Source organism: Bacillus sp. ATD, from assembly GCF_050585765.1.
In the GTDB taxonomy this organism is placed as follows: domain Bacteria; phylum Bacillota; class Bacilli; order Bacillales; family Bacillaceae; genus Bacillus; species Bacillus stercoris.
Genome location: NZ_JBOBQH010000007.1, coordinates 145,214 through 158,640, shown reverse-complemented (window position 1 = coordinate 158,640; position 13,427 = coordinate 145,214). Strand labels below are relative to the sequence as shown.

Sequence of the window (13,427 nt, the reverse complement as noted above, 5' to 3'; positions counted from 1 at the left end):
TTAATCTGCGGGTTTTTTGTTACATAAAAGCGGGATGGTGAGCGGAAGAAGAAAGCACAACGAGTGTGGTTGGTTTTCCATGGGCCATCGAGGCGTCAATAAAATCCTCAAGCGTATGTACCGATTCTGTCACGATCTTTGTCACATAGCTGTACATACCCGTGATACGGTGGTTTTCTGCTACATCAGGATGCGATGTTGCAAAGGCGGCGTAGTGTTTGCAGCTTTTCGGCTCCATGAGAATAAAAGCGGTGACATGTTTGTTTAGTTTTTCGTAACAGATATTCGCGCTGTAGCCGGTAATCACTCCTTTGTCTTCAAGCTTCCTGACACGCTCCGCCGTGCTTGGCGAGCTGAGTCCAACAAGCTTTCCCAGCTCAACCATCGTTAATCTGCCATTTCGCTGCAAATGCGAGAGAATCTGAAGGTCTGTATCGTCCATTTGTCTGGCTCCTTTACATATTTAGGCGAATGAATGAAAATTCCTTTAATCATAAGGTAATGCTGTTGATTTAGCTTCATTGTAGCATATGGATGCCGTCTTAATTTTTCTATAATAAAGCCATCAATCAGAGAGGAGGCATCATGTTGCCAGAATTACAGCGTTCTATTACTTGGATACAAGGGACAGCGTTAACGATTGGAGCCGTTTTAGGCTGCGGGATATTAATTCTGCCGTCTGTAACAGCTGACGCAGCCGGTCCTGCTTCTTTATTTGTTTGGGTGTTCATGTCCTTCTTATCTTTTCTTCTTGTCGGCACGCTGGCCCGGCTTGTGAAAATAGCGCCCAGCGCGGGAGGAATCACGGCTTATGTACAGCTGGCCTTTCAGAAAAAAGCTGGGGCTATTTTGGGCTGGATCATGTTAGGGTCCGTTCCGATCGGCGTTCCCATCATCGCTTTGACTGGCGCGCATTACGTCAGTTACGTCACAGAGGCGGCGGATTGGCAGGTTACATCGATTGCTGGTTGTATGCTGGCTATATCTATTTTGCTTCATATGAGAGGGATTCAACTATCCGCAAACATCAGTACACTCGTTATATGTGTCATCGTATTTCTGCTTGTCACTTCTATTGCTGTGTCATTGCCACACGTCACGATAGCAGAATTCAAGCCGTTTCTTCCGCATGGCTGGTCTGCCGCGGGATCTGTTTCAGTTATGATTTTTTTCTCTTTTGTAGGCTGGGAAATGATTACCCCGTTGGCTGAGGAATTTCATCGCCCTGAAAAAGATGTCCCGCTCAGCTTGTTTTTGGCAGCGTCTTGTGTGGCAGGGCTGTATATCATGCTGTCATTTGTGACGGTGGGGACTCATTCATATGGAGAGAATGGAGAAATTGCATCGCTTGCCATGCTCATCTCAAAAGGAGCAGGAGAAAGCGGTGTATACGTCACGGTATGTTTAGCGCTCTTTATTACATTCGCCACCATACACGCCAATATTGCTGGTTTTTCAAGAATGGTGTACGCATTGGCGAGAGAGGGGCACATACCCGTATTTTTTGGAAAACTCAATGCGACAAAACGTACGCCTATCCGTGTTTTGACAGCGATGGCCGCGGTGTTTGGCTTAGTGCTTGCAGCGCATGGCCTGTTTCAAATCGATTTGACGACTCTGTTGAAAGGGCCGAGCGCGGCTTTCATCGCATCTTACATATGTACAATGGCGGCAGCACTGAAACTGCTGGGCAGGAGAGATATAGGCTGGTGGATGGCGCTCGGGGCATTTGTGGCGTGCGCAGTGATTTACTCATTCAGCGGCTGGGCGCTTCTTTATCCGGCAGTGCTGGCAGCTGCAGGATATTTCTATATGAAAACAAAGGGTGGGCATAAAAAAAAGCTCGATCACGTTTCGTGATCAAGCTTTTTCATTTATCCGTTTTGCTGGCCGTTATTTCCAGAATCGCTGTTTTGAAACATGTAGGTCACAGGACAGAATCGCAGGATTCCCGAACCCGCTTTCATGGCCCCCATAAAGATGTAAAAGAGATGCATTCTGCACCAAGGTTTTTTCGTAAACTTTGCGCTCGCGGCTGACATAATCGTCAATCCGCAGGCGATTCTGAAGACGGCATTGATGAGACTGATGTTTGGCTTCATGGAAATCCGCTCCTTTTTACTTGAAAAAGTTTTTTAATTGAACCTTCAAAAATTTGTAACGTTTTTATCGTGCGTGATGAGGAAGGATGTGATACCATGAGTCTAATACATATAAAGGAGAGTATGTGAATGTCCGAACGCACCTTTAACTGGAAAAACAAAGACATCAGGGCACAGGTTGATGTTGTAGACTCAAAGCTGCTTCCAACGCTCCTTTTACGGAATGCTCTCGTCTTAAATCCATATGTAAAACAATGGCTGAAAAAAAACATTTGGATTTATCAGGACCGCATTGTTTATGTGGGTCATGAACTTCCGAATAGAGCCGAAAAAATTCATACGATTGATTGTGAAGGAAAATACATTGTGCCGGGTTATATTGAACCGCACGCACATCCTTTTCAAATATATAATCCCCAAACACTGGCGGAATATGTGTCTCAATACGGAACCACGACATTTGTGAATGATAATTTATTTTTGCTTTTGCAAAGCGGAAAAAAGAAAGCGCTTACGATTTTGAATGAACTCAAAAAGCAGCCTGTCCAGTATTTCTGGTGGTCACGCTATGACCTCCAGACAGAGGTTTTGAACGAGGACCACGTTCTTCCGTTTGATGTCAGAAAACAGTGGATTGAACATCCGGATGTGATTCAAGGCGGAGAAATGACCGGATGGCCTCGCCTTGTAGATGGTGATGATTTAATGCTACACTGCATGCAAGCTACAAAGAAACAAAGAAAACGCATTGAAGGGCATTTTCCCGGCGCTTCTGATAAAACGCTTACAAAAATGAAGCTGTTCGGAGCGGATTGCGATCATGAAGCGATGACAGGTGATGAAGTGATGAGAAGGCTGGAACTGGGCTATTATGTTTCCCTTCGGAACTCTTCCATTCGCCCTGATGTAAGAAAAATCTTGCAGGAGCTGCATGAGAAGGGCTTCTGCTATTATGACCACTTCTTTTACACGACAGACGGCGCGACGCCGAATTTCTATAAAGGCGGCATGACAAACGAGCTGATCCGCATTGCGTTAGAAGAAGGCGTACCTGCAATTGACGCCTACAATATGGCATCATTTAATATTGCGAAGTATTACCAAATGGATGATTATTTAGGAGTTGTCGGACCTGGCAGACTGGCTTCGCTGAACATACTGGAAGACCCGCTAAATCCAAATCCCGTGACTGTTCTGTCAAAAGGGACCGTCCTGCGAGAAGACGGCTGTGATTTGAAGGCGTTTACAAATATGGACTGGAACAAAGGCGGTCTTGTCCCGCTTGAGCTTTCATATGATATGACGATGGATGATTTGCAGTTTTCCATGCCGATGGGCGTGAAAATGCGGAATGCGGTCATTATGGAGCCGTATATGATTGAGATCGACAATTCGATGGAACAGCTCTCATTTGACCATGATGAAAGTTATTTGACAATGCTTGATAAACATGGAAAATGGCGCGTCAATACAATGATAAAAGGCTTTGCCTCAAGCGTGCAGGGATTTGTTAGCTCCTTTACGACGACTGGCGATATTGTCGCGATTGGTAAAAATAAAGCGGATATGCTGCTCGCTTTCGCCCGTATGAAAGAGATCGGGGGGGGAATCGTTCTGGCGGAAAACGGGAACATTCTGTATGAAATTCCCCTTTCGCTGTGCGGCTGCGCCTCTTCAGAAGCATATGAAGTCGTGCTTGAGAAGGAACAGAAGCTGAGAGATCTTTTGACAGAAAGAGGCTACAAATTTAGTGATCCCGTCTATACGCTGCTCTTTTTGCAAAGTACGCACCTTCCGTATATACGCATTACGCCGAGAGGAATCTTCGACGTCATGAAAAAAACTGTACTCTTTCCATCGATAATGCGTTAAAATATAAAAGAGCGGGGAGCCGACATATGAAAAAATGGATGACAGTTTGCGTGCTGTGTTTCGTGTTTTTTCTGCTTGTATCCTGCCAGCAGAAGGACGCTGTCCCGGATTCCGCAAAGAAGCCGAAAGCTCCTTTGACGGGACTGGAGATTGAACAGAAGGTGACTGAACGCCGGCCTGTTGCTGTTGTGGTGAACAATCATCCGAAGGCGAGGCCGCAGTCTGGACTGTCTAAAGCCGACATTGTCATAGAAGCGCTTGCAGAAGGGCAGATCACACGATTTCTGGCTATTTTCCAAAGCCAGATGCCTGAAACTGTCGGACCTGTGCGGAGCGCGCGGGAATATTTCGTCACTCTCAGCAATGGCTTTGACAGCATATTTGTCCATCACGGCTGGAGTCCCGGCGCCAAAGAGCAGCTAGAATCCGGAGCTGCCGATTATATAAACGGATTGGATTTTGACGGAAGCTTATTTTGGAGAGCTGATTTCAGCAAACCGCCCCATAATTCCTACACGTCTTATGATTACATAAAAAAGGCGGCGGAACAAAAGGGATATGAGCTGAAGCGGGAAACAAATCCGCTGCTGTTTCAAACATCAGAAGCAAAACCTGCAAATGAATCTTACAATGTTCGGGTAGATTATGGAACAAAAAACGTTACAAATCTTGTCGAATACAACTATGATAAAAAAGCTGAATCTTATACAAGAAGCTCTGATGGTGTCATAACGACAGACCGGGAAACCGGAAAGCCGGTTGCAATGCAAAATATTTTCATTGTTGAAGCCAGCCATCATATTATTGATCAAGATGGAAGGCGGGACATCGACTTGGAATCAGGGGGGAAAGGTCTGTTGTTTCAGCACGGAAACGTCATTGAAACAGACTGGAAACAAGTGAATGGCAGAATTGTGCCGATAAAAGACGGCAAGTGGCTTCCGTTTGTGCCAGGAAAGACTTGGATCAATATCGTACCTGATCTTGATGTGGCTTCCATTAGTAAAGGAGAAGGTGTGTAACGATGCAAATCGATAAATTACGCGGCAAAGAGCTGGACCAGTTATTTAACTCGATCTTATCGCTGAAAGACCTGGAGGAATGTTACCGATTCTTCGATGATCTATGCACAATTAACGAAATTCAATCGCTGGCTCAGCGCCTTGAAGTGGCGCGCATGCTTCGCGAAGGAAACACGTATCATAAGATTGAAACAGAAACAGGCGCTTCCACGGCTACGATTTCCCGTGTGAAACGCTGCTTAAATTACGGAAATGACGCTTATGAAATGGCGCTTGACCGTGTGAAGGAGACGGAAACTGAGTCTTCTTCTAAATAACAAAGAACCGCCCTGCCGTTTGGCAAGGGCGGTTTCTTTATGAAACAAATTGATGGATCAGGTTGTCGATATCGACAATGCTGCCATCCTCTTTTCGATAGACAACATGCTCCTTGGAAAAGTGAACCGGCGAATTGATTCCTGCTGCGGCTGCAAGGTTAAACAGCCCCTCGCGCAGTGAAATAACATAGTTGCAGACACGGTGCTGTTTTTCCTCAATGCTCAATGCTTTTTGCAATTTTGGATCTGTCGTCGCCACGCCTGCTGGACAGGTGTTGTTGTGGCAGACGAGAGCGCGGATGCAGCCAACCGAAAACATCATGCCGCGTGCGATGTTGACAAAGTCAGCGCCGAGAGCTAAGGCGACCGCGATTTTATCAGGAGTCAGGAGCTTTCCGGAAGCAAAGATTTTCAGCTGTCTGCGCAACCCGTACTGTCTAAGAAGCGTGTCAACAATAGGGAGCGCTGTCATAATCGGAAGGCCGACTGTATCCGCGAGCTCGTAAAAGGAAGCTCCGGTACCGCCTTCACTTCCGTCGATCGTGATAAAATCCGGATGCTTTCCGCTTTTCTGCATATAAGAGAAAAGCTCATGCAATTCTTCAGGATGCCCTGCGACCAGTTTGATGCCGACTGGCTTTTGCCCGACATCCCTAAGTTTTTCAATAAAGTCGAGCATTTCAGGAGGGTTTGAGAATTCATAAAAGCGGTTCGGGCTGTCAATCGACTTTCCTGGCTCGACATTCCGAATGTCTGCCACTTCCTCTGATACTTTGGCGCCGTCCACGTGGCCGCCCCGGGTTTTTGCTCCTTGTGCCAGCTTTAGCTCAAACGCTTTAATCTGGTCAATTCTGCTTTTTCTTTTAAATTCCTCCCACGAAAATTCTCCATTTCTTTTGCGCACGCCGAATAGCCCCGGTCCGATTTGGCAAATGATATCGGCGCCGCCCTTTAAGTGATACTCAGACAATCCTCCCTCACCTGTATTCATCCAGGTGCCGCCTGCCTGATGGAGCCCTTTTGAGAGCGCCGTAATTGCTCGTTCTCCGAGGGAGCCGTAGCTCATTGCAGACTGGCCGACTAATCCCTTGACGTGAAATGGCTTCTCGCATGTATGCTCGCCAATCACCTGCACATCATCAGGATGAAGAAAATACGGATCTGCCTTGATGCGTTCGGCGTGTTCCTTGCGTTTGAAGAGATTGTTTGCATCCATTTTATAGATTTGGGTTTCAATTTTTGGCGTTTGATTTACGTGCATTTCTTCCCTTTGTTTTGGAAACATAGCGTTACGGATATAATAGCCGGGTTTATCAAAATCTCTTACAGATCCAAAGCCCATCATTCTGCTTTTGTATTTGCCAGAGATAACCGTTTGCTCATATTCCTTTCGTGAAAAAGGCTGCTCTTCATTGTCATTGCTATATAAATACTGTCTGAGCTCCGGCCCGATTTTTTCAAGGATATACCGAAACCTTCCGATGACGGGGTAGTTGCGAAGAATTGAGTGCTCCTGCTGTTTTTCATCCTTTATGTAGATCCAGGCAAATAAGACGATCGGGATAGCGATGATCCCAATGATAAATGCGATGAGTGCAATAATAATGGTTTCCATCTCTCAGCCTCCCTTTTTTATGTAACCATTTCCACAGTTGAACACTTTCCAAACAATAGGAGAGGGAATCTGGTGAAAAATGTGCGCTTTTGCAGAGACAAGACTCACCGCACAGGTACGTCCGTCTGCTCTCTTTTTTGATGAAAAAAGAATCAAAACACCTTTTTCAGTGAATAACGAGATTAACGGCTTTTTCCGTTTTTCCGCGCTATGTGAATTTGTTATAATGTTTAAATGGTAACAAACGAATGGAGGAACGTATGACGTGTACGATGTAACAGAGTGGAAGCATGTCTTTAAACTCGATCCAAATAAAGATTTGCCTGACGAACAGCTGGAGATCCTTTGCGAATCAGGAACGGATGCGGTCATTATCGGAGGAAGTGATGGTGTGACAGAAGATAATGTCCTGCGGATGATGTCTAAGGTCAGACGGTTTTTGGTGCCGTGTGTCCTTGAGGTGTCAGCGATTGAAGCGATCGTTCCCGGCTTTGACTTATATTTTATTCCGAGTGTATTAAACAGCAAAAACACGGATTGGATTGTCGGAATGCACCAGAAAGCCATGAAGGAATACGGAGAACTGATGTCTATGGAAGAAATCGTGGCGGAAGGCTACTGCATCGCAAATCCAGATTGCAAAGCAGCGGCACTGACTGAAGCGGATGCCGAAATGAGTACTGACGATATTGTCGCTTATGCGCGTGTGTCAGAGCTGCTGCAGCTGCCGATTTTTTATTTAGAATACAGCGGCATGCTTGGAGACATAGAAGCTGTCAAGAAAACGAAGGCTGTATTGGAAACGTCCACCTTGTTTTATGGCGGCGGCATCAAGGATGCGGAAACGGCCAAACAGTATGCAGAGCATGCGGACGTGATCGTTGTAGGCAATGCGGTGTATGAAGATTTCGACAAGGCTTTGAAAACAGTAGCGGCTGTGAAAGGCGAGTAGTAAATTGTACGGATTTGGTTTATGATAGAACATATGTTTTGTATAGGCGGGTGAACAAATTTTGAATTATATTAGCAATCAATTACTAAGCGGTTTAAATCCCGTTCAGCAGGAAGCAGTCAAAACAACGGACGGGCCTCTTTTGCTGATGGCGGGAGCGGGAAGCGGAAAGACGCGTGTCCTGACACACAGAATTGCTTATTTAATGGCAGAAAAACATGTGGCGCCGTGGAACATTCTGGCGATCACATTTACCAATAAAGCGGCACGCGAAATGAAAGAACGTGTGGAAAGCATCCTCGGGCCCGGCGCGGACGATATCTGGATTTCCACATTCCACAGCATGTGCGTGCGGATCTTGCGCAGAGATATCGACCGGATTGGGATTAACCGAAATTTCTCCATCCTTGATACGGCGGACCAGCTTTCAGTGATCAAGGGGATTTTGAAGGAGCGCAATCTTGATCCGAAGAAATTTGACCCGAGAAGCATCCTTGGCACGATCAGCAGTGCGAAAAACGAATTAACCGAACCGGAGGAATTCTCTAAGGTTGCAGGCGGCTACTACGATCAGGTGGTCAGCGACGTATATGCTGATTATCAGAAGAAGCTTTTGAAAAACCAGTCGCTCGATTTCGACGATTTAATTATGACGACGATTAAACTGTTTGACAGAGTGCCTGAAGTGCTTGAATTTTATCAGCGCAAATTCCAGTACATCCACGTTGATGAGTATCAGGATACGAACAGGGCGCAATACATGCTCGTTAAGCAGCTTGCCGAGCGTTTCCAGAACCTTTGCGTTGTCGGGGACTCTGATCAGTCGATCTACAGATGGCGCGGCGCGGATATCACCAACATTCTTTCATTTGAAAAAGATTATCCGAATGCAAGCGTGATTTTGCTAGAACAAAACTATCGTTCAACGAAACGGATTTTGCGCGCGGCTAACGAGGTCATCAAAAATAACTCTAACCGCAAACCGAAAAATTTGTGGACGGAAAACGATGAAGGCATCAAGATTTCTTATTATCGCGGTGATAATGAGTTCGGTGAAGGACAGTTTGTGGCCGGCAAAATTCATCAGCTTCACAGTTCAGGCAAGCGGAAGCTGTCGGATATCGCCATTTTATACCGGACAAACGCGCAGTCCCGTGTGATTGAGGAAACGCTTCTCAAAGCGGGCTTGAACTATAACATTGTCGGCGGCACAAAGTTCTATGACAGAAAAGAAATTAAAGACATTCTTGCGTACCTGCGCCTCGTATCCAATCCGGATGACGATATCAGTTTCACGCGCATTGTCAATGTGCCAAAGCGCGGAGTTGGCGCGACATCACTTGAGAAAATCGCTTCGTATGCGGCCATAAACGGTTTGTCATTTTTCCAAGCGATTCAGCAGGTTGATTTTATCGGCGTCAGTGCCAAAGCAGCCAACGCGCTTGACGGCTTCAGACAGATGATTGAGAACCTGACCAATATGCAGGATTACTTATCCATTACAGAGCTGACAGAAGAAATTCTTGATAAGACCGAATACAGAGAAATGCTGAAGGCTGAGAAATCGATCGAAGCCCAAAGCCGTTTAGAAAACATCGACGAGTTCCTGTCTGTTACGAAAAACTTTGAACAGAAAAGTGAGGACAAGACACTCGTTGCGTTCCTGACAGACTTGGCGCTGATTGCAGATATCGATCAGCTCGACCAGAAGGAGGAAGAGTCAGGCGGCAAGGATGCAATCACCTTGATGACACTGCACGCCGCAAAAGGGCTGGAGTTCCCGGTTGTTTTCTTGATGGGGCTTGAAGAAGGCGTCTTCCCGCACAGCCGTTCATTAATGGAGGAAGCGGAAATGGAAGAAGAACGCCGCCTTGCTTACGTTGGGATTACAAGGGCGGAGCAGGAGCTCTATCTGACCAACGCCAAAATGCGCACCTTGTTTGGCCGAACGAATATGAACCCGGAATCTCGCTTTATTGCTGAAATACCGGATGATTTATTGGAAAACCTAAATGAGAAAAAAGAAACGAGAGCGCCGTCTGCAAGAAAAATGCAGCCGAGACGCGGCCCTGTTTCACGTCCGGTATCCTACGCCAGCAAAACAGGCGGCGACACCTTGAACTGGGCAGTCGGAGATAAGGCGGGCCATAAAAAATGGGGAACAGGAACTGTCGTCAGTGTGAAAGGCGAAGGAGAAGGGACGGAGCTCGATATTGCCTTCCCGAGTCCTGTCGGCGTGAAACGCCTGTTAGCAGCATTTGCTCCTATTGAAAAGCAGTAATTGAAGAGGAAAGGAAGAAGCAGATGGACAAAGAAACAGCCAAGCAGCGGGCAGACGAACTGCGCCGCACCATCAACAAGTATAGCTATGAATATTACACCCTAGATGAACCGAGCGTCCCTGATGCCGAATACGACAGATTGATGCAGGAGCTGATTGCGATCGAGGAGGAGCATCCAGACCTCAGAACGCCTGACTCTCCTACGCAGCGCGTCGGCGGAGCCGTGCTTGAAGCGTTTCAAAAGGTCACCCACGGCACACCGATGCTCAGTCTGGGCAACGCCTTTAATGCTGATGATCTCCGTGATTTCGACCGCCGTGTGCGCCAAGCCGTCGGCGACGATGTGGCGTATAATGTGGAGCTGAAAATAGACGGTCTTGCTGTTTCTCTCCGTTATGAAGACGGCTATTTTGTCAGAGGAGCCACCCGAGGTGACGGAACGACGGGAGAGGATATTACGGAGAATCTGAAGACGATTCGCAATATCCCCCTCAAAATGAACCGTGAGCTGTCGATCGAAGTGCGCGGCGAGGCGTATATGCCGAAGCGTTCGTTTGAAGCACTCAATGAGGAACGAATTAAAAATGAAGAAGAACCGTTCGCTAATCCGCGAAATGCCGCGGCAGGATCACTTAGACAGCTCGATCCGAAAATTGCAGCGAAACGAAACCTCGATATCTTCGTCTACAGTATAGCGGAGCTTGACGAGATGGGTGTGGAGACGCAAAGCCAAGGGCTTGATTTTCTCGACGAACTCGGATTTAAAACGAATCAGGAACGAAAAAAATGCGGCGACATAGAAGAAGTCATTACGCTGATCGATGAGCTTCAGGCGAAGCGCGCTGACCTGCCGTACGAAATAGACGGCATTGTCATTAAAGTCGATTCTCTCGATCAGCAGGAGGAGCTCGGTTTTACGGCGAAAAGCCCGCGCTGGGCCATCGCGTATAAGTTTCCTGCTGAAGAGGTCGTGACGAAGCTTCTCGATATCGAATTAAATGTCGGCAGAACGGGTGTGATCACGCCGACCGCGATTCTTGAGCCGGTAAAAGTTGCCGGCACAACGGTCTCAAGAGCATCCCTTCATAACGAAGATTTAATTAAAGAGAAGGACATTCGGATTTTGGATAAGGTCGTCATCAAAAAAGCGGGCGATATCATTCCGGAAGTCGTGAACGTCCTTGTTGAACAGCGCACAGGAGAAGAAAAGGAATTCAGCATGCCGACGGAATGTCCTGAATGCGGGAGCGAACTTGTCCGGATCGAAGGAGAAGTAGCGCTTCGCTGCATTAACCCTGAATGTCCGGCGCAAATCCGGGAAGGGCTGATCCATTTTGTTTCTCGCAATGCCATGAACATTGACGGGCTCGGCGAACGAGTGATCACACAGCTGTTTGAGGAAAACCTTGTCCGCAATGTGGCAGATTTATATAAGCTGACGAAGGAACAAGTCATCCAGCTCGAACGCATGGGTGAAAAGTCCACTGAAAACCTGATCAGCTCCATCCAAAAATCAAAAGAAAATTCGTTAGAGCGCCTGCTGTTTGGGCTTGGCATCCGCTTTATCGGATCAAAGGCTGCAAAGACGCTCGCCATGCAGTTTGAAAGCTTGGAGAACCTGAAAAAAGCCTCTAAAGACGAACTTCTCGCGGTTGATGAAATCGGTGAAAAAATGGCTGACGCGGTCATCACCTATTTTCATAAAGAAGAAATGCTTGAACTCTTGAATGAACTTCAGGAGCTGGGCGTAAACACGCTTTACAAAGGCCCGAAAAAAGTAAAGGCAGAGGACAGTGATTCTTACTTTGCCGGTAAAACAATTGTTCTGACAGGAAAGCTGGAAGAACTGTCAAGAAACGAAGCCAAAGCGCAAATCGAAGCGCTGGGCGGAAAACTGACGGGAAGCGTCAGCAAAAACACAGACTTGGTCATCGCCGGAGAAGCGGCGGGAAGCAAGCTGACAAAAGCACAAGAGCTGAACATTGAAGTGTGGAATGAAGAACAGTTAATGGAAGAGCTAAAGAAATAAGAGGAGTGTTTTCTATTGAAAAAGACGTTGGCATTGGCGGCAACGGCGGCAGTATTAATGCTGTCTGCCTGCTCGTCAGGTTTTGGGGGGGAGAAGGAGGAAGAGATTACGCAAAAGACGGCGAAATCGTCAGAAAAAGCGATTGTCCCGAAATATAATATCTCTGACTCCTATTACAAAATGGTGCTGCCGTTTAAGGCAGGCAAAGCGCGCGGCTTAACAACGGAACAGCTGAATACTAGGCTGGACATTGACGAGTTTGAAACAGGGCTGATGCGTCTTGCCCAAGATTCTTTCTCGACTGACGATTATCTGTTCCAAGAAGGACAATATTTAGATGAGGATACAGTATTAAGCTGGCTGGCACGGAAAAAAACGGGCTCTGATTTGAAAAAAGCCGAAAAAGAAGATAAGAACTTCAAAAATGAAGGCTTGAACCCTGCGCTCCCGAGTTCTGGTTCAACAGAAGAAAAGAACGAAAGCAGCCCGATTTATTTAGCATCCATGCTTGAGCACGATTATTTAGTCAGAAAAGACAAGAATTCTATCCAGCTTGGCGGCGTCATGATCGGACTGGCGTTAAACTCCGTGTATTACTATCGTGAAAAAACGGGCGACCCGCAAAAAGAAGTAGAGATTAAGGACAGCACGCTCCGCCAGCAGGGAGAAAAAATCGCACAGGAGGTTATTAACCGCCTCCGCAAAAAAGATAACTTGAAGAATGTGCCAATTACAGTCGCACTCTACAAGCAGGCGTCGAAAACATCGATTGTGCCAGGGAACTTCATCGCCAAAACAGAGGTCAAAGCAGGCTCTACTGATATCTCAAATTGGGATGACATCAATGAAAAATACGTATTCTATCCAGCGGATACAACCACAGCAGAAAAGTACCCGGATGACACCGAGGTCTTTAAGCGGTTCAAAAATTCAATTGAAGAATATTTCCCGAACTATACAGGCGTTGTCGGTACAGCGCTGTATGATAATGATGAAATGAAGAAAATAAAGATTGACATACCAATGCAATTCTACGGAAAAAGTGAAGTTGTCGCGTTTACCCAGTTCCTAACGGGTGAAGTGATGGACTACTACTCTAAAGGCTCAATTGATGTCGAAGTCAATATCACGTCCTCAGACGGACAAGAAGCGGTTATTATCCGCAATGCCGGAGATAAAGAGCCGACTGTTCACATTTATGACTAATATTGGATGACCCCTTGTGCCGCTGCGGCG

11 protein-coding genes are annotated in these 13,427 nt (G+C 46.6%); 8 read left to right on the top strand and 3 right to left on the bottom strand.

Features of this window, described 5'->3' with window-relative positions; translation table 11 throughout:
- Positions 1–19: 19 nt before the first annotated feature.
- Positions 20–442 carry an Lrp/AsnC family transcriptional regulator gene (locus ACQXR1_RS16180; RefSeq protein ID WP_430772489.1) on the bottom strand — a complete coding sequence of 141 codons (423 nt, stop codon included), beginning with the start codon at positions 440–442 and terminating at the stop codon, positions 20–22.
- A 143-nt stretch (positions 443–585) separates the two neighbouring features.
- Between ACQXR1_RS16180 and ACQXR1_RS16175 the strand changes: the two genes are divergently transcribed.
- Positions 586–1,860 carry an APC family permease gene (locus ACQXR1_RS16175; RefSeq protein ID WP_430772488.1) on the top strand — a complete coding sequence of 425 codons (1,275 nt, stop codon included), beginning with the start codon at positions 586–588 and terminating at the stop codon, positions 1,858–1,860.
- Positions 1,861–1,874: 14 nt separating this feature from the next.
- On the opposite strand, the gene ACQXR1_RS16170 is transcribed toward ACQXR1_RS16175, so the two are convergent.
- Entirely contained in the window at positions 1,875–2,102 is a 228-nt protein-coding gene (locus ACQXR1_RS16170) for a YgaP family membrane protein (RefSeq protein WP_040083954.1), read from the bottom strand.
- 129 nt (positions 2,103–2,231) lie between these two features.
- Between ACQXR1_RS16170 and ACQXR1_RS16165 the strand changes: the two genes are divergently transcribed.
- Genes ACQXR1_RS16165 through ACQXR1_RS16155 form a run of 3 tightly spaced genes read left to right on the top strand, consistent with a single transcriptional unit; the run spans position 2,232 to position 5,313 of the window.
- A complete protein-coding gene (locus ACQXR1_RS16165; protein WP_430772487.1) occupies positions 2,232–3,974 on the top strand; it encodes an adenine deaminase C-terminal domain-containing protein in 1,743 nt (580 codons plus the stop codon).
- A gap of 26 nt (positions 3,975–4,000) precedes the next feature.
- Positions 4,001–4,996 carry a DUF3048 domain-containing protein gene (locus ACQXR1_RS16160; protein ID WP_148343770.1) on the top strand — a complete coding sequence of 332 codons (996 nt, stop codon included), beginning with the start codon at positions 4,001–4,003 and terminating at the stop codon, positions 4,994–4,996.
- Between the two features lie 2 nt (positions 4,997–4,998).
- Entirely contained in the window at positions 4,999–5,313 is a 315-nt protein-coding gene (locus tag ACQXR1_RS16155) for a YerC/YecD family TrpR-related protein (RefSeq protein ID WP_003219429.1), read from the top strand.
- A gap of 37 nt (positions 5,314–5,350) precedes the next feature.
- On the opposite strand, the gene ACQXR1_RS16150 is transcribed toward ACQXR1_RS16155, so the two are convergent.
- Entirely contained in the window at positions 5,351–6,928 is a 1,578-nt protein-coding gene (locus ACQXR1_RS16150) for an FMN-binding glutamate synthase family protein (RefSeq protein ID WP_103750056.1), read from the bottom strand.
- A gap of 265 nt (positions 6,929–7,193) precedes the next feature.
- On the opposite strand from ACQXR1_RS16150, the gene ACQXR1_RS16145 reads away from it, so the two are divergent.
- From ACQXR1_RS16145 to ACQXR1_RS16130, 4 genes are all read left to right on the top strand, one after another.
- Entirely contained in the window at positions 7,194–7,880 is a 687-nt protein-coding gene (locus ACQXR1_RS16145; protein ID WP_040083949.1) for a heptaprenylglyceryl phosphate synthase, read from the top strand.
- A 61-nt stretch (positions 7,881–7,941) separates the two neighbouring features.
- Positions 7,942–10,161, top strand: coding sequence for a DNA helicase PcrA (gene pcrA, locus ACQXR1_RS16140; RefSeq protein WP_103031688.1), 2,220 nt, complete (start codon positions 7,942–7,944; stop codon positions 10,159–10,161).
- Positions 10,162–10,184: 23 nt separating this feature from the next.
- Positions 10,185–12,191, top strand: a complete 2,007-nt coding sequence (gene ligA / locus ACQXR1_RS16135; protein ID WP_040083946.1) for an NAD-dependent DNA ligase LigA — start codon at positions 10,185–10,187, stop codon at positions 12,189–12,191.
- 15 nt (positions 12,192–12,206) lie between these two features.
- Positions 12,207–13,397, top strand: coding sequence for a CamS family sex pheromone protein (locus ACQXR1_RS16130; protein ID WP_014663077.1), 1,191 nt, complete (start codon positions 12,207–12,209; stop codon positions 13,395–13,397).
- Positions 13,398–13,427 lie beyond the last annotated feature (30 nt).